At 73.7% G+C, this 21,578-nt stretch carries 20 protein-coding genes and 1 pseudogene; 8 read left to right on the top strand and 13 right to left on the bottom strand.

Going from position 1 to position 21,578, the window contains the following annotated elements:
* Positions 1-70 precede the first annotated feature (70 nt).
* Positions 71-2,116 (top strand): hydantoinase/oxoprolinase family protein, encoded by a 2,046-nt coding sequence (locus tag ACFXMG_RS11030; RefSeq protein WP_383814748.1) that lies wholly within the window; start codon positions 71-73, stop codon positions 2,114-2,116.
* Complete coding sequence (locus tag ACFXMG_RS11035) at positions 2,113-3,816, top strand: hydantoinase B/oxoprolinase family protein (RefSeq protein WP_383814746.1); 1,704 nt, start codon at positions 2,113-2,115, stop codon at positions 3,814-3,816. The genes ACFXMG_RS11030 and ACFXMG_RS11035 overlap by 4 nt, the downstream gene beginning before the upstream one ends.
* Here the strand turns inward: ACFXMG_RS11035 and ACFXMG_RS11040 are convergent.
* The 4 genes from ACFXMG_RS11040 to ACFXMG_RS11055 form a co-directional block, all read right to left on the bottom strand.
* Entirely contained in the window at positions 3,792-5,738 is a 1,947-nt protein-coding gene (locus ACFXMG_RS11040; protein WP_383814744.1) for a helix-turn-helix domain-containing protein, read from the bottom strand. The genes ACFXMG_RS11035 and ACFXMG_RS11040 overlap by 25 nt on opposite strands.
* Positions 5,735-6,886 carry a DUF917 domain-containing protein gene (locus tag ACFXMG_RS11045; protein ID WP_383814742.1) on the bottom strand — a complete coding sequence of 384 codons (1,152 nt, stop codon included), beginning with the start codon at positions 6,884-6,886 and terminating at the stop codon, positions 5,735-5,737. The genes ACFXMG_RS11040 and ACFXMG_RS11045 overlap by 4 nt, the downstream gene beginning before the upstream one ends.
* Complete coding sequence (locus ACFXMG_RS11050; protein ID WP_383814740.1) at positions 6,883-8,259, bottom strand: hydantoinase/oxoprolinase family protein; 1,377 nt, start codon at positions 8,257-8,259, stop codon at positions 6,883-6,885. The genes ACFXMG_RS11045 and ACFXMG_RS11050 overlap by 4 nt, the downstream gene beginning before the upstream one ends.
* Before the next feature lie 297 nt (positions 8,260-8,556).
* A complete protein-coding gene (locus ACFXMG_RS11055) occupies positions 8,557-9,834 on the bottom strand; it encodes an MFS transporter (RefSeq protein WP_383814738.1) in 1,278 nt (425 codons plus the stop codon).
* A 364-nt stretch (positions 9,835-10,198) separates the two neighbouring features.
* Here ACFXMG_RS11055 and ACFXMG_RS11060 point away from each other — a divergent pair, with 364 nt between their 5' ends.
* From ACFXMG_RS11060 to ACFXMG_RS11070, 3 genes are all read left to right on the top strand, one after another.
* Entirely contained in the window at positions 10,199-10,789 is a 591-nt protein-coding gene (locus ACFXMG_RS11060) for a hypothetical protein (protein ID WP_383814736.1), read from the top strand.
* The gene (locus tag ACFXMG_RS11065) at positions 10,786-11,379 is read left to right on the top strand and encodes a TetR/AcrR family transcriptional regulator (RefSeq protein ID WP_383814735.1); all 594 of its coding nucleotides are present in this window, start codon (positions 10,786-10,788) and stop codon (positions 11,377-11,379) included. The genes ACFXMG_RS11060 and ACFXMG_RS11065 overlap by 4 nt, the downstream gene beginning before the upstream one ends.
* Before the next feature lie 100 nt (positions 11,380-11,479).
* Positions 11,480-12,220: a hypothetical protein gene (locus ACFXMG_RS11070; RefSeq protein WP_383814733.1), complete on the top strand. Its 741-nt coding sequence runs from the start codon at positions 11,480-11,482 to the stop codon at positions 12,218-12,220.
* Here the strand turns inward: ACFXMG_RS11070 and ACFXMG_RS11075 are convergent.
* Genes ACFXMG_RS11075 through ACFXMG_RS11085 form a run of 3 tightly spaced genes read right to left on the bottom strand, consistent with a single transcriptional unit; the run spans position 12,131 to position 14,131 of the window.
* Positions 12,131-12,499 (bottom strand): DUF6461 domain-containing protein, encoded by a 369-nt coding sequence (locus tag ACFXMG_RS11075; RefSeq protein ID WP_383814731.1) that lies wholly within the window; start codon positions 12,497-12,499, stop codon positions 12,131-12,133. The two genes, ACFXMG_RS11070 and ACFXMG_RS11075, sit on opposite strands and share 90 nt — an antisense overlap.
* Complete coding sequence (locus ACFXMG_RS11080; protein WP_383814729.1) at positions 12,477-13,481, bottom strand: CU044_5270 family protein; 1,005 nt, start codon at positions 13,479-13,481, stop codon at positions 12,477-12,479. The genes ACFXMG_RS11075 and ACFXMG_RS11080 overlap by 23 nt, the downstream gene beginning before the upstream one ends.
* Positions 13,478-14,131 carry an RNA polymerase sigma factor gene (locus tag ACFXMG_RS11085; protein ID WP_383814727.1) on the bottom strand — a complete coding sequence of 218 codons (654 nt, stop codon included), beginning with the start codon at positions 14,129-14,131 and terminating at the stop codon, positions 13,478-13,480. Before ACFXMG_RS11085 ends, ACFXMG_RS11080 begins: the two co-directional genes overlap by 4 nt.
* A 123-nt stretch (positions 14,132-14,254) precedes the next feature.
* Between ACFXMG_RS11085 and ACFXMG_RS11090 the strand changes: the two genes are divergently transcribed.
* On the top strand, positions 14,255-15,124 hold the full coding sequence (locus ACFXMG_RS11090) for a GyrI-like domain-containing protein (RefSeq protein WP_383814726.1): 870 nt from the start codon (positions 14,255-14,257) through the stop codon (positions 15,122-15,124).
* 132 nt (positions 15,125-15,256) lie between these two features.
* On the top strand, positions 15,257-15,655 hold the full coding sequence (locus tag ACFXMG_RS11095) for an ASCH domain-containing protein (protein ID WP_383814724.1): 399 nt from the start codon (positions 15,257-15,259) through the stop codon (positions 15,653-15,655).
* A 26-nt stretch (positions 15,656-15,681) separates the two neighbouring features.
* On the opposite strand, the gene ACFXMG_RS11100 is transcribed toward ACFXMG_RS11095, so the two are convergent.
* From ACFXMG_RS11100 to ACFXMG_RS11125, 6 genes and pseudogenes are all read right to left on the bottom strand, one after another.
* Positions 15,682-16,557 carry a hypothetical protein gene (locus ACFXMG_RS11100; RefSeq protein ID WP_383814723.1) on the bottom strand — a complete coding sequence of 292 codons (876 nt, stop codon included), beginning with the start codon at positions 16,555-16,557 and terminating at the stop codon, positions 15,682-15,684.
* 19 nt (positions 16,558-16,576) lie between these two features.
* The gene (locus ACFXMG_RS11105) at positions 16,577-18,220 is read right to left on the bottom strand and encodes a substrate-binding domain-containing protein (protein ID WP_383814721.1); all 1,644 of its coding nucleotides are present in this window, start codon (positions 18,218-18,220) and stop codon (positions 16,577-16,579) included.
* Positions 18,221-18,529: 309 nt separating this feature from the next.
* A pseudogene (locus tag ACFXMG_RS11110) lies at positions 18,530-18,808 on the bottom strand (DUF2199 domain-containing protein); the annotation flags it as partial.
* Between the two features lie 6 nt (positions 18,809-18,814).
* Positions 18,815-19,819, bottom strand: a complete 1,005-nt coding sequence (locus ACFXMG_RS11115) for an MBL fold metallo-hydrolase (RefSeq protein WP_383814720.1) — start codon at positions 19,817-19,819, stop codon at positions 18,815-18,817.
* Positions 19,816-20,193 carry a PaaI family thioesterase gene (locus ACFXMG_RS11120; protein ID WP_383814989.1) on the bottom strand — a complete coding sequence of 126 codons (378 nt, stop codon included), beginning with the start codon at positions 20,191-20,193 and terminating at the stop codon, positions 19,816-19,818. The genes ACFXMG_RS11115 and ACFXMG_RS11120 overlap by 4 nt, the downstream gene beginning before the upstream one ends.
* A 135-nt stretch (positions 20,194-20,328) precedes the next feature.
* Positions 20,329-20,976, bottom strand: coding sequence for a LysE family translocator (locus ACFXMG_RS11125; protein ID WP_383814718.1), 648 nt, complete (start codon positions 20,974-20,976; stop codon positions 20,329-20,331).
* A 115-nt stretch (positions 20,977-21,091) separates the two neighbouring features.
* Between ACFXMG_RS11125 and ACFXMG_RS11130 the strand changes: the two genes are divergently transcribed.
* Positions 21,092-21,544, top strand: coding sequence for an Lrp/AsnC family transcriptional regulator (locus tag ACFXMG_RS11130; RefSeq protein ID WP_383814716.1), 453 nt, complete (start codon positions 21,092-21,094; stop codon positions 21,542-21,544).
* The last annotated feature ends 34 nt before the right edge of the window (positions 21,545-21,578 follow it).

Here is a 21,578-nt window from a genome sequence, read left to right on the forward strand (position 1 = left end):
TGGCGCACGGGTGCCGCTCCCCCGTCGCTCGTTAGCGTCCGGGCATTCCCCGAGACAGCCGGGAGGCGGCATGACATACCGGGTGGCCATGGACATCGGTGGGACGTTCACCGATGTCGTCGCCTACGACGAGACGAGCGGCACCTACCGTGCGGCGAAGGCGCCGACGACGCCGGGAGACCTGGCGGAGGGCGTGTTCGCCTCGCTGGAGCGGGCGGTGGAGGATCCCGCCGCGATCTCCTTCTTCGTCCACGGGACGACCCAGGGCCTGAACGCCCTCCTTGAGCGCAAGGGCGCCCGTGTCCTGCTCCTCATGTCCGAGGGCATGCGGGACGTCTACCACATCGCCCGGGGCAACCGGGACCGCATGTTCGACCTGCACTACCGCAAGCCGGTGCCGCTGGTGGAGCGGTACGCCACGGCCGAGGTGGGCGGGCGGCTCGACTGGCGCGGCGCGGAGCTGCGGCCGCTCGACGAGGACGCGGTGCGGAGCGTGGCGCGGCGAGCCAAGGACGAGGGGTTCACGGCGGTCGCCGTCTCCTTCCTCTTCAGCTACGTCGACCCGGTGCACGAGCGGCGGGCCGGGGAGATCCTCGCGGAGGAACTGGGCGAGGACGTCATGGTCGTCCTCTCGCACCAGGTGGCGGGCGAGTGGCGCGAGTACGAGCGGACCTCCTCCGCCGTCCTCGACGCGTACACCGGGCCGGTCGTACGCCGCTACCTCGGCCGGATCGAGCAGCGTTTCTCCGAGCGCGGTCTCGGTGTGCCGGTGCAGGTCATGCAGTCCTCCGGCGGCGTCGTCAACGCCGCCTTCGCCCGCCGGCACCCGCTCCAGACCCTGCTGTCCGGGCCGGTCGGCGGCACCATGGGCGGTGTCGCGGCGGCGGCCCTGCTCGGCCGGCCGAACGCCATCTGCGTCGACATGGGCGGCACGTCCTTCGACGTCTCCCTCGTCCTCGACGGGCGCCCCGACATCTCCAACGAGGGGACGGCGGACGGTTTCCCGGTCCTGATGCCCCTCGTCAACCTGCACACGATCGGCGCGGGCGGCGGTTCGATCGCCTACGCGGAGGCCGGCGGCCTGCGGGTCGGTCCCGAGTCCGCGGGCGCCGCGCCCGGACCCGCCTGTTACGGGCGGGGCGGCACCCGACCCACCGTGACGGACGCCAACGCGGTCCTCGGCCGGGTCGACCCCGAGTGGTTCGCCGGCGGTCACATGACCCTCGACACGGGCGCCGCGCAGCGGGCCGTGGACGGGCTCGCCACCGAACTCGGGCTCTCCGCGACCGAGTTGGCGGGCGGGATCTGCGACGTCGCCAACGCGAAGATGGCGCAGGCGATCCGTACCCTCACCGTGGAACACGGCCTGGAGCCGCGCGAGTTCACCCTCCTCGCCTTCGGCGGCGCGGGCCCGATGCACGCGGTGGAGATCGCCCGCGAGCTCGGCGTGTCGGAGGTCGTCGTGCCGCGCTTCCCCGGCGCGTTCTCCGCGTGGGGCATGCTCGGCACCGAGGTCCGCCGCGACCTGACCCGGCAGTTCTTCACCCCCGGCGACACCCTCGTCGGCGACGCCATGGCGTCCGCGCTCGCCGCGCTCGGCGAGGAGGGTCTCGCCGTCCTGGGCGAGCAGGGCGTCCCCGCGGAGCTGCGCCGGGTCGAGCACGCCGTCGACATGCGGTACGAGGGCCAGGACTACACCCTCACCGTGCCGCTCGACGACGCCGCCGAGCCCGCCGCCGAGGGGTTCCTCGACCGGGTGTCCGCGCGCTTCGCCGGACTGCACGAGCGCCGCTACGGCCACGCCACCCCGGGCGCCCCGGTCGAGTTCGTCACCCTGCGCACCACCGCGCTCGGCGGCTCCCCCGACCTCGCCCCGGCCGGGTATGCCCCCGAGCCCGGCGAGAACCCGTGGGCCGGCCGCGTCAAGCCGGTCGTCTTCGACGGCGTCAGCCACGAGACGCCCGTGCTGCGCCGCGAACACCTCCCCGCGGGCGAGGAGTTCAGCGGGCCGGCGATCGTCGTCGAGGCCACCTCCACCACCGTCGTCCCGCCGGACGCCCACGTCACCGTCGACACGAACGGCTTCCTCGTCATCAAGCTCGGAGGCACCGCATGAGCGCCAGCACCCCCACCCCGGCGGCGCGCCCCGCCGTCGACCCGGTCACCACGGAGATCATCCGCTGCGCCCTGCTCCAGGCCGCGGAGGACATGAACACCACGCTGATCCGCTCGGCGTACACCCCGACGATCTACGAGGCCAAGGACTGCGCGGTCGCCCTCCTCGACCGCGACCACCACGTCCTCGGCCAGTCCTCCGGCCTGCCGATCTTCCTCGGCAACCTGGAGGAGTGCACCCGGGCCACGGAGCGGATGTACGGCACCGACGTGTGGCGCGAGGGCGACGTGTGGGTCCTGAACGACTCGTACATCGGCGGCACCCACCTCAACGACGTGACCGTCTACGCCCCCATCCACGTCCGGGGCGAGCTCGTCGGCTTCGCCGCCTCCCGGGCCCACTGGATCGACATGGGGTCGAAGGACCCGGGCGGTTCGATGGACTCCACCTCGATCCACCAGGAGGGCCTGCGGATGGGCCCCCTGAAGATCTACGAGGGCGGCGAACCGTGCGTCCTCGTGCATGACTTGATCTCCCGTCAGGTGCGTTTCCCGCAGCCCACGCTCGGTGACATGCGCGCCCAGGTCGCCTGTGCCCTGACCGGTGCCCGCCGGCTGGCGGAGATCGTGGAGCGCTGGGGCACGGACACGCTGCTCGCGGCGCGCGACGCGATCTTCGAGCAGACCGAGCGCCTGGAGCGCGAGCAGATCGCCGCCATCCCCGACGGGGTGTACGAGGCGACCGGCCGGCTCGACAACGACGGCATCGACCTCGACACGCCGCTCTCCGTCACCGTACGCGTCACCATCGACGGCGACCGCATGACGATGGACCTCACCGAGTGCGCCGACCAGGCCACCGGGCCGGTCAACTGCGGTGCCGCGCAGACCGTCGCCGCCTGCCGGGTCGGCTACAAGCTCCTCGTCAGCGGTGAAGTACCGCTCAACGGCGGGTCGTTCAAGCCGCTCGACGTCGTCACCCGGCCCGGTTCCATGCTGGCCGCGATCGAGCCCGCCGCCTGTCAGTACTACTACTCGCACCTCGGTCTCGTCATCGACCTCGTCGTCCGCGCGCTCGCGCCGGCCGTGCCGGAACGGGCCGCGGCCGCCTCCTACGGCGACTCGATGATCGTGCAGTTCACCGGCTTCGACCCGCGGACGGGCAAGCTGTTCGTCTCCCAGGAGGCGACCGTCGGCGGCTGGGGCGCGTGGGAGACCGGCGACGGCGAGTCCTGCCTGATCAACAACGTCAACGGCTCGCTCCGCGACATGCCCGTGGAGGTCCTGGAGACCCTCTTCCCCGTGCGGGTCGAGGAGTACGCCGTACGGGCCGACTCCGCGGGCGCGGGCCGCACCCGGGGCGGCAACGGCGTGGTCCGCCAGTACCGCTTCACCGCCGACCAGGACCTCTCCCTGTGGTGGGAGCGGTCGGACACCCCCGCGTGGGGACTCTTCGGCGGCGAGGCCGGCGCCCCGCCCCGGGTCACCCTCAACCCCGGCCGCGCCGACGCCCGTTCGCTGCTCAAGGTGAACGCGCTGCCCGTCCGAGAGGGCGATGTCCTGCGCTGCGAGAGCGGTGGAGGCGGCGGCTTCGGCCCCGCCGCCGAGCGGGACCCGGCGGCGGTCGCCGAGGACGTCCGGCAGGGCATGCTGAGCCCCGGCCACGCCGAGGCCGACTACCCCTCGCGGGAATCCGCCTGATCCGCCCGACCCCCTGACACCCCGGGCTCCGCCTCGTCCAGCAGCACCCGACACGCCAGGTGCAGCGGCAGGCGGAGCCCGGGGTCGTCCGGATCGCAGCCCAGGGTGCGGAGCCGTTCGAGACGGGCGCTCACGGTGTTGCGGTGCACCCCGAGCCGCGCCGCCGCGACCGACGGCGCCCCGCCGACGTCGAGCAGGACCGCCAGCGTCCGCAGCAGCGCCCCGTCCCGGTCCACGGCGAGCAGCGGCCCGAGCAGGGCCCGCGCGGGAGCCCGCAGCGTCTCGCGGGGCAGCGCGGTGAGGAGTTGGGCCGGGCCCACCCGGTCGGCGCGCACGACGGTGCCCGGCCGGGCCACCCCGACCGCGGCCACCGCGTCGGCGAGAGCCTGCCCGAGGCCGCCGAGGGACGCGACCGGTCCCGCGACCGCCCCGGCCGACGGCGGCAGCGGGCCGGACGCGGCGCAGGCGGCGCGCAGCCGACGCTCGGCGCGGGCCAGGGGGTCCGGGCCGGTCTCCCCCGGGTCCGTGACGGACTCCCAGGCCACCCACACCCCCTCGTACGCGACCAGCGGCCCGGCCCCCGTGCCCGCCCGCGCCCACCGGGCGGTGAGCAACTGCCCGGTCTCCGGCCCGGGCACCCCGACCGGCCGCACGGCGTGCACGACGAACGGCCCACGCAGCGGCCAGCCGAGGGCGACGGCCCCGGCGAGCAGCGGATCGTGTACGTCGGTCTCCGCCGGGTCCAGTCGCTCGCCGGGCTCGTCCGCGCTCTGTCGTGCGCCGGATTCGTCCGTGGGCTGTCCCTCGCCGGACTCGACCGGGCTCTGCCACCCACCGGACTTGTCCGTGCGCTGCCGCTCGCCGGACTCGTCCGCGCTCTGCCGCCCGCCCGATCCGTCCGTGCGCTGTCGCCCGCCGGGCTCGTCCGCGCTCTGCCGCCCACCGGATTCGTCCGTGCGCTGCCGCCTGCCGGATCCGTCCGTGCGCTGCCGCCTGCCGGATCCGTCCGTGCGCTGTCGCCCGCCGGGATCGCCCGCGCTCTGCCACCCACCGGGCTCGGCCGGGCTCTGTCGGCCGTACTCCCCCGGGCTCTGCGGCTCGCCGCCGCTCCCGGCCAGCCCCTCGTGCTCGTAGCGCGCGAGGAGTTCGGTCAGGAGGCCGGAGGCGTGGCGGCCGGAGCGTTCGTCGGCGAGGCGTTCGGTCGCCGCCCAGGCGGTCAGGGGGGCGACGGCGAGCCCGAGGACTTCCCGCACGGTGGCCTCCCAGCCGGCCGGGCGGGCGCGGAAACCCGCCGTCAGCACGGCGAGCGGTTCCCCGCCGGGCCCGGACACCTCCACCGTGACCCGCCCTGTCCGGTCCGTGGCGTCGAGAGCTCCCGCGCGGCCCGCGACCAGCTCTCCCGACGGGCTGGTGAGGGCCACGGAGGTGGAGGGCAGGACCGCGTGGAGCGCGGAGAGGAGCCGTACGGGACGGATCCCTGCCCCGGCGATACGGCGGGCCGCGCCCGCGATCAGGGCGGTGCGGCCGGCCTCGGGCCGGGCGACGGCGGAGGCGATCCGCACGGCCGCGTCGAGCGGGTCGCCCGGAACGACGAGCAACGGAATCCCGAGCCGTCCGGCGAGCTCGGCGACCGAGCCGGGCAGACCGGCCTCTCGCGAGACGACCACGCAGGCCGCCGCCTGCTCCCACGCCTTCCGCAGCGCCATCTCCACCGTCCAGGCCGCGGCGGCGGCCCCCGCGGTGAGCACGACCGCGCTGCGCGGCCGTACCTCGTCCAGCGCGGCGAGCCGGTCCACGATGCGTACGGCCGTGACGGGGGCGGCGACGCCGACCGGCCCGTGGACCTCGATGTCGACGAGGGGGCCGTCCTGGAGCAGTTCGGTGAGGGTCAGGGGGCGGAAGCCCGGGTCGGGTCCGCTCATCGGGTTCCTCCGCTTCCGGTGCGGGCCAGGGCCCGTCCCTCCGGGGTGTACCAGGCCGCCGGGGCCTCGATGACGACCACTTCGACGGCCGTTCCGGGCATGGCGCGCTCCACGTCGAGGACCCTGCGGTCGGTGGCGGAGAGCATGAGGATCTGGTCGGGCAGGGAGGCGGCGGGCGCGCCGTCCGCGAGGACCAGCAGGATCTCGTTGTGCGCCTCCAGCCGGAATCGCCGCCGCAGCCCCTCGTCCTCCTCGACGAGGACGCTGGTCGGGCGGGACGGCAGCGGCACGCTGTCGGGCAGGCCGCCGGACAAGCTGCCGGACACGCTGCCGGGCACTCCCCCGGGCAGGAGGGGCACGGGTCCGGCGGCCGGGTTCTCGTAGTTCTCGTACGCGCCCGCCGACTGCTCGACCGCCACGATCCGCCCCCGGCACAGGCTGCGGGGCCGCCAGGGCGCGAAGCGCGTACGACCGGTGGCCGCGCCGGCGGCGACGGCCCTGCTGACGGTCCCGGGGACCAGGCACGAGGCGAGCCGGGCGCCGTCCATCGGGTACGCGGCGGCCACCGCCCACCCTCCCGAGGCGAGGACGAGGGGCCGGACGAGGTCCTCCACGCGGCCCCGCGCGGACTCCACGGCCACGACGTCGCCGCTCGGCGTGGCGAGGGCGAGCGGGGCGGGCGCGACCCCGGCGAGGGTGAAGAGGGTCTGTTCCAGGAGCGGCAGCACCCGTCCGCACCCGTCGCCGTCGACGAGCGGGAGGCCGCACCGGGCGGCGGTGGCGAGGGCGATGAGGGCGTTCTCGGCGGCGGCGTTGAGCGGCACGACGGCCTCGGCGGCCCGGCCGGCCACCCGCTCGACCGCGCGCACGGCCCGGACCGGCTCCTCCCCGGTGGGCAGCTGCTCGGCGAGGGCGGCCGAGGCCCCGGCCAGGGTGACCGCCACGCAGAGCCCGGTGCCGGGCAGCCGGTCCACGGGGAGCAGCGGGACGGGGCCGTGGGCGGCGAGTTCGGCGGCGGCCCAGTCGAGGGCGACCCGGTAGGCGGACTCCTCGGTCCCGGCGGCGAGGACGCGCGCGCCGACGGCGAGGTCCTCCAGGTCGTCGGCGGTCAGCGCGCGGACCGGCGGGCGGGTGGGCGGCGCGGTCACGGCGTGGCCCCCGAAGCGGGAGCGCCCGCCGCCCGTACGGTCACGCGGTGCACCCCGGCGGGCAGATACGCGACGGGCGCGTGGGCCAGGCTCTCGATCCGTACGGCCCCGGGGGCCGCCCCTGCCGCGACGCAGCGCGAGAGGGCGTGGTCGCGGACGGCGTCGAGCGACTGGTCGAGCTCGGCGCGGCCCGCCGCGGAGATCACCTGCTCCAGTTCGACGCGGCAGTCGGCGGTGGCGGCGTACCGGGCGGCGTCGGTGAGGCGGGGCGTACGTCCGAAGGGGGTGGCGGCCTCTTCCCGCGCCTCGTCCCCCGTCGCCGGCGGGGCGCCGAAGGTCTCGGCGCGGCCGCCCGTATACAGCACGTCGGCGCCGGGGACGCGTTCCAGCAGGCGGGCGACCGTCGCGGGGACCGAGGCGGGGAGCCAGGCTGTGGCTTCGTCCGCCGTCCCGTCGGTCTCCACGACCTCCGGTGCGCCGAGTGCGAGCCGTACGCCGAAGGGGCCCGGGAGCGGGCGGGTGGACCGTTCCGGCTCTCCGTCGCGGACGACGAGACACCGGACGGAGCGGGCGCCCGCGTCGACGACCACCGCCCGGTCGAGTCCGGTACGGGCGAGGGCGCCGCGGGCGGCACAGCAGGAGGCGGGGGCGGTGGCGATCACGGGGTGCCGGGCGAAGTACTCGGCCGAGACGAGTCCTCCGTCGTCCCGGGCGAAGTAGAGGGGCGCGGCGATCCGCGCGGAGCGGAGCGCGCCGCGGCAGTCGGCGACGAGCTCCTCGGCCCAGCCGCCGAGGGCGGCGTTGACGACGGTGGCGCTCTCGCGCTCCCGCAGTCCGGCGGAGCCGGTCTCGTACGAGAGGCTGAGCGACGCCCCGGGGACGGTGGCCGCGACGACCGCCGCCGCGTCGAGTTCGGGACCGGGGCGGGCGGGGGCACCGGCCGCGCACACGGCGAAGACCCGGACGCCCGCGTCCCGTGCCCGGGCGGCGAAGGCCGCGACGGCGTCCCGGTCGAGCGGGCCGAGCGACCCGCCGGTGACGGCGCTGCCTCCGGCGACGAGGCCGGTCAAGCCCCCGAGGGCCGTACGCGCCTCCACGGGCCAGTCGGCGAGCGGGGCGAGCGCGGCGTGGCTCCCGGGGGCGATCCGCAGGACGGCGACGGGCCGGGGGCGGGGCAGCCGGCGGTCGAGGTCGGTGACGACGGCGACCGCCCCGACCGGCGCCGGGAGCGGGCCGAGCGCGGCGAGCGCCCGCCGGACACAGTGACCGGTCCGGGGAACGCTGTCGACGACGGCCTCGGCAAGAACGTGACCCGAGGCGTCGGCAAGCACGGCGGTGCTGGTGGCCCGCCCCACATCGATTCCGATCCTCACGCCCCCATCCTTCCACCGGCAGCGATCACGGCGACCCGGCCGCGACGCCGACGGCCGGGCCGCGATGCCGGCGACTGGGCCGCGACGCCTGCGGGTCGGCCTGGGTCGCGGCTGCCCGGCCCCGGTCACGGCGCCCCAGGCGCAGTCACGACGCCCCACCCACGGTCCTCCAGCGCCCCGACCACGATCCTCCAGCGCCCTGGCCGCGATCGCGTGTGTCCGGCCCCGGCCAGATGCTCCCCCGGCGGTCCGGCGCGTCCACCTTCCCCCGGCCACCGCCCCTCGGCCGGTCCGCCGCTATTCGAGGTCCTTGCCCTCGGTCTCGGGGAGGGGAGACGCGCAGATGAGGGCCACGGCGAGGAAGGCCATGATGAAGAGGATCGTCGAGGAGTGGCCGGTGGCCCGGGCCAGGAGGTAACCGACGACGGAGGGGGCCAGGGAGGTGGCGCCTAGCTGCGCGGCCGTCGCCCACGAGTAGCCGGTGGCGCGGAGGGCGGTCGGGTAGAACTCGCCGTTCCAGGTGTTCCAGACACCCCACGCGCCCAGGCAGAAGAACGAGAGGGCGAAGTTCGCCACGTACATGCTGGTCAGCGTGTCGGCGTAGGCGAACGCGACGCCGGAGACGGCGGCGAGTCCGACGTACGGCAGGAAGACCTTCTTGCGGCCGTAGCGGCCGGTCAGCAGGGACGCGGAGACGTAGCCGGGGATCATGAAGACCGCGCTCAGGGCGACGAACCCGAGGCTGGCGGACATGCTGAGGCCCTTGTCCTGGAGCAGGGTCGGCAGCCAGGTCTGGAGACCCCAGTAGCCCCAGTTGAAGGCGAAGTTCACGACGAGCATGAGGACGGTGACGCGCAGCAGGCGGCCGCGGAGGAGGTCGAGCGGCTGGCCCGCCCGCTCCTTGCCCTCCGCGCCTTCCGAGGAGGTGGCGAAGACCGTGCCCTCCGGCACGTCCGCGCCCAGCTTCCGGAGGACCGCCGCGGCCTCCGCGTGGCGGCCGCGCTCCGCGAGCCAGTACGGGGACTCGGGCACCCACGCGCGGATCGCGAAGACCCAGACGCCGGCCAGACCGCTGGCGACGGCGACGACGTGCCAGCCGAGGCCGCCCACGAGCTGGGTAACGCCGACGGCGAGGAGGACGCCGATCGGCCAGCCGATCGAGAGGTAGACCGCGGCCCGGCCGCGCAGCCGCGAGGGCAGCAGCTCCAGGAAGTAGGGGAAGGTCACGGTGTAGATGCCGGCCAGGGCGAGGCCGGACAGGAACCGGGTGACCATCAGCAGGGTGAAGTTCGGCGAGAAGGCGCTGGCCAGGGCGATGACGCCGTACGCGGCCAGCGACCAGAGACAGACCGCGCGCCGTCCGATCCGGTCCGAGACCGGGCCCCAGACGAGGCTGCCCGGGATCATGCCGAGCGCGACGGCGGACAGGGCCCAGCCGATGGCCCCCTCGTCGATGCCGAACGCGGTCCCGAGGTCACCGGAGACGTAGACGAGGGCGAGCTGCTCCCACGACTCGATGACGAAGGCCATGAAGAGCGCCGTCGCGGCCAGCAGGTGGGCCTTCCGGAAGGGCATGTCCTCGAACCAGTACCCCACGGACCGAACCGGCCCGACCTCTCCGACCTGGCTCTCGTCGCCTCTCGGCACTACTTCTCTCATGGCGCTCATCGACTGTCCTTCCGGGCCTCGACACAGGCTACGCATCCCTCGACGTGAGGAGTGGCGGCACCCTAGGCGGCCCGGCCCCGCCCCGACTGTGCGCGGCGCACGGAGTGCGCCCGGGGGGCCGTGCTCCCCGCACAATCACCGGGGTGTGGCCCGGCCGAATGGCCGGAAAGGCGGGCGGCGGTACGGACTCCTCCTCCCGGACGGGCGAGTCGAGAATCACGTCCGGTCGAACGGCCCATGCCCCGCACTCTACAAATGTAGAGTGCGGGGCATGGATGGACTCGCAGGTACGTTCGTTCCCCGTCCGGACTTCGCCTCCCGGCACGGGACGGTCATCCCGGCTCCGGTCGACGCCGTGTGGGCGGCGTGGCAGGAGATGGAGCAGGTGGGCGGTGAGGGGTGGGGGCCGGTCGTTCGGGGGCTCTTCGCGGTACGGAGGCGGCTCGGGCGGCTTCGGCGGGTGAGGCGCGGTGGTGGGCGTGGTGATGGCGGGACGCCGGTTCCTGAGAAGGAGCTGCGCGACAGCTTCCTGTTGCTGGCCGAGGACCCTCCCAGGGAGACCGTGCGGGGGATCGTGGGGCAGTGGTGGACCATGGGCGCGGCCGACGGGCGGCCTGACATCACGGGCCCGAGCGAGTTCCTGGCCTTCGACGAGCCCGGCTACGCGAAGGCCACGTTCAGCATGCGGTTCGCCCCGGACACCGCCACCGGCGGCACGCGGGTCGTCACCGAGACCCGGGTGATGTGCCTGGACGAGGCGGCTCGCCGCGCCATGGGGCGGTACTGGAGGTTCATCGAGCCGTTCAGCGGCTTCGTCCGCCGGATGATGCTCCGCAGGCTCAGGAAGCGGGCCCTCGCATGAGCACCGCCCGGAGCCCCCGCGTACAGGCACTGCTCGACGCGGCCGTGGAGGTCATCGCCGAGGAGGGCCTGCGCGGGCTCACCCACCGGGCGGTCGACGCGCGCGCGGCGGTGCCGGCCGGGTCGACCAGCTACTACTTCCGTACCCGGCAGGCACTGCTCGCCGACGTGATCGCGTTCATCGCCGAACAGGAACTGGCGGACATCGAGGCCGCCACCGTCTCCGAGGAGATGGCCGACGAGCCGCCGGTACGCCAGATCGCCGACCACATCGCCGGAGTGCTCGCCCACTGGCTCGGCCCCCGCCGCGACCGCACCCGCGCCCGCCTGGAGATCATCCTCCTGACCGCGCGCCACCCCGAAGGCGAGCTCGGCGCCGAACTCCTCCGCGCCCGCGAGCGCTTCATCGGGCAGGCGCAACTCCTGGCGACGGCGCTCGGCAGCCCGGACCCGGAGGAGGGCGGACGCATCGTGGTCGCCTTCACCGAGGGACTCACGTACGACGGCGTGACACGCCCCGGTCCGGACACCACGGACCGCGCGGCCCTGAGGCAGGTGCTGGAGCGGGTCCTGCACACGCTGGCCGGGTAGCGGTGTGCGCGGGGAGTGGTGTGCGCGGGAAGCGGTGTGCGCGGGAAGCGACCGCTCCCGCCGCATCGGCACCCCGGGGAGTCGTGCAGGATGACGTTCCATGGCCGACTCCCTGGGACCGATCCCTCCCCTGCGCCGCACCGGTGACGAGCCCCTGCACCTCCATGGCGACGAGCACGGCACTCTGCTCGGATTCTGGGCCTGGGCCTACTCGTCCCTGGCCGGCAACACCCTGCGGGGCGCCCTGGCCGAGTACATCGTCGCGCTGGCGCTCGGAGCGGCCCAGGGAACCCGCGTGGACTGGGACTCCGTCGACCTCAGACTGCCGGACGGCTCGACCGTCGAGGTGAAGTCCGCCGCGTACATGCAGGAGTGGGCGCAGACGCGGCGCTCGACCATCACGTTCTCCATCGCGCCGGCCGAGGGCTGGGATCCGCTCACGGCAGAGTCCGCGCCTGAGCGGATACGGCGCGCCGACGTCTACGTCTTCTGCCTTCTCCACCACGACGACAAGCCGACCCTGGACCCGCTGGACCTGTCGCAGTGGACCTTCCACGTACTGCCCACCCGGGTCTTGGACGCGTACGCACCCACCCAGCGGACTATCGCACTGTCCACGCTCCTCACCCTGAACCCCGTACGCACCGACTACGCCGGCCTCCGCGAGGCGATCCTGACCGCCACGGCCACCGGCACCGGCACCGGCACCGGCACCGGCACCACGGCCGCCGACGGGCGACCGTCACCACCGTCACAAGGGATCCAGCCTCCCGCTCATCCGCGGGTAGTCCACCTCCCGCGGATGCGTCAGCCGGATACCGAAGGCTTCCTCCACGAGTGACAGGACGCCATGAAGAGGGGCCCACTCGCCGGGGACGAGCCCCACGGCCCGCATGTGCCGGTCCAGCCGTGTCGGGTCCTGCCCGGTCGGCTCGACGGCCCGGAGTGTGTGGAGGTCGACGACGACCTCGCCGTCGACCGCGTACTTGAACCAGTACATCGGCTTCTCGTTGTAGTGCAGGGCGACCGCCTCCGTCCCGGCGCACACCGCGCCCAGGATCCGCTCCTGAGGCCGCCGCGCCGAGGGCGCTGAGCTCTCACGGAGTCTGGCCGGCCGCATCGACGAAGGCGCTGTCGACGAGGGCCACGGAGGTCACGACGGAGCCCGCCTCGCCCCACGCGTTGTCCTCCAGAAGGACTGTCCGCTCGCCCAGGAGGCGGGCTGTGCTCCTGTCGAAGATCCATTCCGTTCGTTCACCGTCGTGTGCTCGGGCGACAGCGACCCCGCGGCGGCCGGCGGCGTCCACGGCGTCGGGGACGATGTCGACTCCGGGGATGAGGGCGGCGGCGCGGTAGAGGGCGGCAGCGGTCTCGGGGGGCGTCACCCCGTTGCGCAGCAGATCGCCGATGGTGACGAATGCCTGCTGATCGGGGCCCGTCGTGGAGTCGGAGCCCGCGCCGTGGTTCTGCTCGGCGTCGTCGCGGATCAGCTTCAGCAGGGCCTCCGGCTCGGTCGGAAGGGTGGTCAGGTAGCTGTACGTCGGCGCGTTCAGGTTGCCGACGCCCGGAGTGCCCGGCAGCAGGTGGTCCTGGCCGTCCTTCCGCCGCAGGGTGCTCTGGCCGCCGTCCACGGGCGTCCACTGTTCCATGCCCTCGTCCACTCGCAGGAGGTTCATCCGGCCGTCCTCGGCCTCGGACAGCATCGACGTGTGGCCGACGGTCTTGACGTACACGTACTGTCCGGCGCGCGCCTGGCCCTGCGGCATCGCGTGCGCGGCCAGGGCGGCCCTCTCCAGCAGCTGGACCGACGCCACGGAGGCCGGCGGCACGGGGCGCGGAGCGCCGGGTGTCCCGGATCCGAGGCCGAGGACGACGGCGGTGGCGCCGGCCGCCACGGCGGTGGCCAGCACGAGAACCACCCTTCGCCTCGACCGTGGGGCCGCCCCACGACCGGCACGAGACCCGGCCTGCCGGTCGATCTCGCTCAGGAGGTGTCCGCGCCTTGCCTCCATCCTTGCGGGCGCCGGTTCCGGGAAAGAAGGTGCCGGAAAGGAATGCCGCCCCTGCTCACACTCGGACCGCTCCCGCCGCTCCGTGTTCATCGTGTCCCCCTCCTCTGGGAAGCGCGGGTCGTGGCGCCTGCGGCCACCCCGCTCTCCGGTATGTGTCCGCCATGAGGCCGCCGTTCCACGGGATACGTCGTCTCGGCTGCCAGCTCCTCCTCGACGAGCCCGCGCAGCTTCGCCCTGGCGCGTGAGAGGCGGGAGCGTACGGTGCCCACCGGGATCGCCAGGGCTTCGGCGACAGCCGCGTACCCGAGGTCGGACCAGACGACCAGGGTGAAGACCTCGCGCTCGCTCCGTTTCAGGCGTCGCAGCGCTCGGGCGACGGCGGCCAGCCGCTGGATGTCCGCCATCTGTCCGACCACCTCGTCGGTGAAGTCGGGCAGGGGTTCCGGGGGCGGCAGACGGGACATCGCCTGCCGGTGTCTGCGGGCCGCCCGCGCGGTGTTGCGCATGACGTTCGTCGCGATGCCCAGCAGCCATGCGCGGACGGATCTGACCTCCTCGCCGAGCTTGTCGCGCAACCGCCACGCCTCCAGGAAGGTGAGCGACATGACGTCCTCGGCGAGGGCCCAGTCGCCCGTCGTCCGGACGGCGTGGGCGTAGACGACACGTGCGTGCTCGTCGAAGATCTCGGCGAACGCCGACCGGTCTCCGGACCGGACGCGTTCGTTCAACAGGGACTCCACACCGACAAGTGTCCGAACAGCTCCCTCGGTTCCCTGTCCGTTCATGATCCGATCGGAACGGATCGCAGCGATCGGGTCCTGCCGGGGGTGCGCCAGGCAGGGTGGACATCGAAAGGAGGCCATGTGATCTCGGCACTCAACCAACTGGTCGACCTCGTCGAGGAGCACCTCGCCGAGGAGCTCGACGCCCAGGGACTGGCAGGGGAGATCGGTACGACCGAACACCACCTGCGCCGCATGTTCTCGTCCCTGGCCGGGATGCCGCTGTCGGAGTACGTGCGACGGCGCCGCATGACCGTCGCCGCCGCGGACGTGGTCCGGGGCGAGGACGACCTGCTGAGCATCGCCGTCCGGCACGGATACAGCTCGACCGAGGCGTTCGGACGCGCGTTCCGCGCCGTCCACGGCGCCGGGCCGGGCGACGTCCGCCGCGACGGAGGCCCCTTGCGCACACAACCGCAGCTCAGGTTCCACCTGACCGTAGAAGGGAGCACCCCCATGGACACCCGTCTCGTCGAACGCCCCGCGTTCCGGCTGATCGGGCACGCCGCCCGCGTACCGCTCATCCACGAGGGCGCCAATCCGCACATCCAGCGGCACATCGCCGCCCTCCCGCCCGAGGAGCACGTCCGGCTGAAGTCGCTCGGCGACACCGAACCGAAGGGCCTGCTCCAGGTCTCCGACGACCTCGACCCCGACAGCACGGAGGGGAGCGAACTGACGTATCTGCACGGCGTCGCCGTCTCCCAGGACACGCCGGCCCCCGACGACCTCGACGCCATCGAGGTTCCGGCCGGCAGGTGGGCGGTCTTCCGCACCTCGGGCCCCCACCCGCAGGCCCTCCAGACGGCCTGGGCCGCGACCGCGACCGAGTGGTTCCCGTCCAACCCGTGGCGCCTGCGGCCAGGCCCCTCGATCGTCGCGGTCCTCGAACGCGCCGAGGACTTCACCACGGCGACGTGCGAACTCTGGCTGCCCGTCGAACCGGCCTGATCGGTCACGGCCCCGTACGGTTCGCGCTCGTCGACGCCTGGTTCAGCCCCTCCGTACGCCTCGCGGGCACCCATAGGATCAGCGCATCGCGCCTGTCGTCCGACGGGCCCTACCGAACGGGGTGACGGGGCCATGTGGCCACGAGTCGACGGCATGCGGGCACTGGAGCTGGGCTCGCCCGGGAAGATGCGGGACGAGCTCAACGCCCTGGTCGTGGCGGGCGCCAAGACCGCCACGACCGGTCTGCTCGCCGAGTACGCCGACGAGGCCGAGGGCATGGAGTACGTCGGTGAGCGCCAGGCTCTGGTGGACAACGAGGGCCGGCGCATCGCCACCCTGGTGTTCACCGGCGTGGAGGTGAAGCCCTTCGGCGAGGTCACCTGGGAACACGCGCGGGCCGAGGGCGAGGGCGACGCGTCGCTCGATGCCTGGCGCGAGGGGCACCGCCGCTTCTGGGCCGGGGAGGGTGCGGCGGTCGACGATCACACCGTCGTCGTCTGTCTGGCCTTCCAGTTGACGGAGAGCCACTGACCGTCCGCTACGGCCCTGAGCCTCTTCTATGGGGCCTCGCCGTCCAGCAGGCAGGCGATCTCGTCGAGTTTGTCGAGCCCTGCCTGCACGGCCTCCAGTTCGTCGCCGAGGGCGGTGAGGTCGAGCGGGCGGGTGCCCGCCTCGTCGGCGGCCCTGAGGGAGACGAACATCGAACCGCGCTCGGCGGCCGCTTCGAGGCGCAGGGCCGTGGTCTCGATGGTCGCCGTCATGAGGTCCCGCAGCTCGGCGAGGCGGGTCAGGGAGTCCCGTCGCTCGGCGACGGCACGGGCGGAGGCGCGTTTGGCCTCCCGGACCGGGCCGTCGGCATGGGCGGCGGCCTCCTTCTTCAGCCGCTGCTCGTCGAGGCGCAGGGCCTCCCGGTCGGTGCCGGCGGTGGTGGCGTCGATGAGGGCCACGGCCGCCGCGCGGGCGCGCAGCCGTTCCTCCGCGGAGCGGATGCGTTCGGAGGCGTTGCCGAGGGCTTGGGTGAGGGTCGGGTCGGTGGCGTCGCCCCGGTGGCGGTGGCGGTCGAGTTTGGCCGCCGCCTCGGACGCGCGGGCCAGCCAGGGGCGTGTGTCGGCCGGTAACTGAAGGCCACTGCCGGGTGATGACGGAGAGACCGACGGCGCCGCCCCCGGGCCGGACGACGGTTCGGTCGGGGACGGGAACGGGGTAGGGGCTGGGGACGGGAACGGAGCTGGGGCCGGGGCCGGGCCTGAGGCGCCGTCGAGATGGTCCACCGCCGTGTACGTGCCCCAGGTGAGGACGGCGATCGCAAGGCCGATCAGCGGGACGGACCAGGACGCCGCTCCGGCCACGGCGGCCGCTCCGGCTCCGGCCGTGCCGAGGACGGCGCCGGTGGCAGCGGCGAGGGTCCGGGGGTTCCGGCCGCGTCCGGTCATGGGGCTCACTCCGCTCGGGTCAGAAGTTGCTGATGACGGAGAGCATCACCTTGTCGATGACGGCCGGATCGCGGGCGTCGTACGCGTCCGCCCTGGACGCCTTGGCGATCTTCTCCAGGGCGGCGAAGTCGGCCTGCTCGCTGAAGGCGACGGTGAAGACGCGGACGGAACGTTCGAGGTTCTTCGCGTCGATGTCGCGCAGCAGCGAGTCGAGGTCGTTGTCGGCGGGGTACTCGTTCCTGCCGTCGGTGAGGAGGACGACGGCGTTGATGCGGTCGGTGTCGAGTTCGGCGAGGACCGCGCGCTGCGCGGCGCGGACGGTCGAGTAGAGCGCCGTACCGCCTTCCGCGTGCAGTCCTTCGATGGCCGCGGTGAGTGCGGGTCCGCCGTCGGCGATGCGGCGCGGCGGGAGGATCTGGTGGTACGGCTCCGACCTGCCGTCCGTCTCGGTGGAGAAGGCCCAGAGGCCGACCTCGTCGTCGGGGTGGTAGAGGTCGAGCGCCTTGACGGCGGCGGACTTCGCGGCCTCCAGTCGGCTGCGGCCGTCTCCGGCGGGCTGGTTCATGGACCCGGACACGTCCATGATCATGACGACGCGGGCCTTCTTGCGCAGGTCGTCCCAGCTGTCGAGGATCCGGCCCAGGACGGCGGGGGCCGGCGGGTCGATGAGGGTCAGCTTCTCGGTCGGCCGGAGCCCGACCGACTCCGCCAGCGCGGCGCCCGCCGCGCCCTCGTGGTCACGGAACCCCAGCTCCTGGAAGCGTCGCTGCCGGCCGCTCTCCAGCAGGAATTCCCGGAAGTCGGCGGCCGCCGCCTTCTGCTGGTCGGTGGCGGAGGGGAGTACGACGAAGGGGTGGTCCATCATGAGCGTGCCGTCGGCCGGGTGGACGGCGACGAGGGGCACGGCCGGCTTCCGGTCCTTGCCGATGCGGCGCGGGTCGCCCGTGGGGCTGCCCTGGTTGTAGAGGTGGATCAGCTGTTCCTGGACGGGGATGGCGCTGGTGTACGAGAGGGCGGTGCCGGCGGCGTCGGCCTCGGCGAGGTTGGCCATGTAGACGGTGGCGTCGGAGGCGTAGTGCAGGACTCCGGCCTCGACCCCGGCGACGAACGCGCGGGTTTTTGGATCCCGTACGTCGGCCTCGGTCAGGTCGCCCGAGCGGCCGGTCGCGGCGTAGAACGCGGCGACGGTGGAGGCGAGTCCGGAGGTGGAGGTGCGGGGATTGTCCTTCCCCAGGTGGAAGGCGCCCCATTCCGGATGCCCGAAGGCGCCCCACCCCTTCTCGGTGAGCGAGAGCACGTCCTTCCAGCCGACCTCCCTGCCGGGCCAGCCGAGCGCCTCCGCCATGGGGCGCGGCATCCCGATGGCGAGCGGACTGGTGGCGAGCGACACGGGTTCGCCGACGGTGACGGCACGGTCGGCGGCGGTGCTCCGACGGGTGAGGAGCGTCAGCCACAGGGACGAACTAGGCGTCCACACCTGAGGCTCGGGCATCCCGTCCCGCCGCTCGTCCCACCCCGCCGCGAGCGCCTCCATGGCCACCCCGGAGCTCTGCTCCCGAACCATCACCTCGGCGCACTGTCCGTCACCGAACTCACGCCCCGAGTCCCGGTACTCCGCGGCGAGCCCGGCAAGCAGCTCCGCCTTCTCCGTAGACGAGCTCAAGACGAGCCGCACCGAGCAGTCCCGCTCTCCCCCACCCCCCGTCACACCCCGAACCCCAAGAAACACCCCCAGAATCGCCACCACCCCGACCCCGACCGCCCACCCCAACGCCCGCCGCCGCACCCCACCCGAACTCCCACCCATCCCCGGCCCCCGCCTCTGCTCGCCCGACCCCACCGCACGCGCTGAACGTCAACTCGGTACCACATGAGGATTGTTGAACGATCCTCATGGATGCGCAACCCCCAGGACGTCCGGGCCCGGCGACTCAGGCCGTCGGGGCGACCGCGATGGGTGATACGGCGTCGGTCAGCGCTGGTCGCCGGGGTGGAGTACGGCAGCCGCGATCTCCCGTACGCGGTCCGGGGTGATACCTGTCCGCTGCTCAACGGCGAGCGGGTGGTCGGTGGCTTCGAGCTCGACGTAGGGGCGCTCGCCGACCGGGCGGGTGTGAACGTGGGTCTTCAAGTTGAGGGTCGTGGGCGCGTAGATCGGAAGATCGGTGGTCAGCCAGCCGAAGTACGGAGGCTCCGCCTCGCGTCCAGGCGTGTCCCACAGATCGGCCGCCCGCGAGAAGTTCTCGCGGGCGGCAGCTCAGGTGGTGGTGGGGGTCGGCCAGGTGCGGGGGTAGGGGATGCGGAGGGTTTCCGGGGTTACGGGGGTGTGGGGGGCGGCGGCGTGGAGGTGGCCGTCGCGGTGGACTATGGCGCCGGTCGTGAGCATGGTGGTGATCAGTTCGTCGGCCAGGGTCTCCGGGGTCAGGTCCAGGAGCTTGGCGGCGTCGGTCAGCCAGGCTCGTGCCAGGAGGTAGGGGGTGATCGCCGTGGCCGGGATGCCGCCTCGGATCATCAGGGCGAAGGCCAGGATGCGGCGGGCGCCGTACCAGACCGCGCCGGCCGGGTCGTCGACGAGGCGCTGGGCGCGGCGCAGCGCGGAGGCGAAGGCGGCGGCGGGGTCGGCGGGGGCCGGGCCGTGCGAGGGAAGGATCACACGCGGGGCGAGGTCGGCCATCCGCTGGAGGGAGGCGAGCGCGGTGGCGGCCGCTTCGGGGCCATCCAGGGCCAGGTTGACCCAGCCGACGTCGTAGTCGGACAGCGCGTCCCCGACGACGAGGATACGTTCCTCCGGCTGCCAGAGGGCCAGGTGTCCGGGCGTGTGGCCCGGGGTGCTGACCACGTCCCAGTCGGTGTCCCCGAGACGGAGGGACTGGCGGTCGTCGAGCGGGATGTCGACCGTGTACGGGGCCACGGGCTGGTCCAGGTACTCGGCGGCGCAGCAGCCCGGGTCCCGGCGGGCGAGGGCGTCCGCCTCCGGTGCTCCGGCGGCGACGGCGGCGCCGCCGGACTGGAGCAGGGCGTTGGCGCCGACGTGATCGGAGTGCCAGTGGGTGTTCACGACCAGGTCGACGCTGCCGGCGTGCGCGCGGGCCCACGCGGCGGTCTCCTCCGCGTGGCCGACGAACCCGCTGTCGACGAGGGCCGCCCGACGGCCGTGCACGAGCAGCGTGTTGGCGTCCGGGAACGGCCGCTGCCACCACGTGAGCCACGACGGCAGCGACGGCGGCTGCACAGGCGCCTGCGCCGTCGGCTGCCGCGTCACTGCGCGGCTCCGGTCACGCGGATCACGGTCTGCTGGCCGTTGGCGACCAGCTTCCGCGAGCCGTCGGCCCGCACCCCGTACACCTCCAACTGGCAGACGGTCAGGGTGCGTCCGGCCTTGAGGACGACGCCGATCGCTTCGAGGTGGTCGCCCGCGGCGGGCGCGAGGAGGTTGATCTTGTACTCGACGGTGAGGACGTCGGAGTCCTCGTCGAAGACGGTCAGCGCGGCGTAGCCGCCCGCGCTGTCCGCGACGGCGCTGGTGGCGCCGGCGTGGACATGGCCGTGCTGCTGGGTCACCTCGGGCCGGGCCGGCAGCACGATGTGGACGCGGCCGGGGCCGATGTGGGCGAGGCGCGCGCCGAGGTGGGTCATGAGGCCCTGGCGGTCGAAGCTCTCCTGGACGCGTTTGCGGACCGCCGGACTCGCCTGTTCCTGGTACGTCGGCTCTTCCACGTCTGCGCTCTCCTTCGGTCCGTGTGCGGGTGGCGGTTCGGCGCGGTGCGGTTCTCAGCCGGCGAGGCGTTCCACCAGCAGGACGGCGCCGATGGCGATCATCATGGCACCGCTGACGCGGGTGACGGCCCGGGCGGCCGCGGGCCTGGTGCTCAGCACCGTGCGGGCCAGGACGCCGACGGCGAGGTAGACGAGGGCGCACGCGGTCAGGTGCACCGTGCTCAGGAGGCCGGTCTGCGCGGCGACCGGCCAGCCGGTGGCGGGGTCGATGAACTGCGGGAACAGCGAGAAGTACAGCAGCAGCGCCTTCGGGTTGAGGCCGCTGGTCCCGGCCCCCTTGAGCACGACACGCAGCCGGGAGGTGCCCACAGCGCCCATTCCCATCCCCACCCCCGCACCCGCACCCGCGGCGGCGGGAACCGCGACCGGCTGCGTCAGCACTCCCCAGCCCAGCCACAGCAGGTAGCCCGCACCCGCCACCGTCAGAGCGGTCAGCGCGGCCGGGGAGCTCGCCACTATCACCGCCAGACCCGCCACGGCCACCAGCGCGTACGCCAGGTGCCCGGCGATCAGACCGGTGACCGCCGGGACGACGGAACGATCCCGCAGCCCGGCGGAGATCGCGTAGGCCCAGTCCGCGCCGGGGGTGAACACCAGCAGCAGGTCCACGACCAGGAAGGCCGCCAGTGTCGTCGTGTCCATCGGTCGATCGTTCCCTCTCGTGCTTCTTGCTTCGGAGGGAAGGCTAGGTCGGATGCGGCCGAAGGTGTTTGCGTCTTTACCCCATGATCGCGATCCATGGGGGAGAATCTTCTCCATGGACGCCCTTGACCGGAAGATTCTTACCGAGCTCCAGCTCGACGGCCGCCTGACGGTCACCGAGCTCGCCGCCCGCGTGAAGCTCAGCGTCTCGCCCTGCCACCGCCGGCTGCGCGACCTGGAGCGCGAGGGGGCGATCCGGGGCTATCGCGCCGTCGTCGACCCCGCCGCCGTCGGCCTGCACTTCGAGGCCCTCGTCTTCGTCACCCTGCGCTGGGAGGACCCCGACACCGTCAGCACCTTCGAGGAGGCCGTGGCCGCCGTTCCGCACGTGCTCCAGGCGCAGCGGCTGTTCGGCGAGCCCGACTACCTCCTCCGGGTCGCGACCGCCGACCTGGCCACGTACCAGCGGCTCTACGACGAGCAGCTCGCCCGCCTGCCCGGTGTCCAGCGCCTGACCTCCACCATGGTCATGAAGAACGTGGTCCAGGACAGACCGCTTCCCGAGTAGAAACGATCGCCGGCACCGGGGTAGTGGGTTCCCG

The sequence above is a fragment of the Streptomyces sp. NPDC059201 genome, assembly GCF_042754585.1.
Lineage (GTDB): Bacteria > Actinomycetota > Actinomycetes > Streptomycetales > Streptomycetaceae > Streptomyces.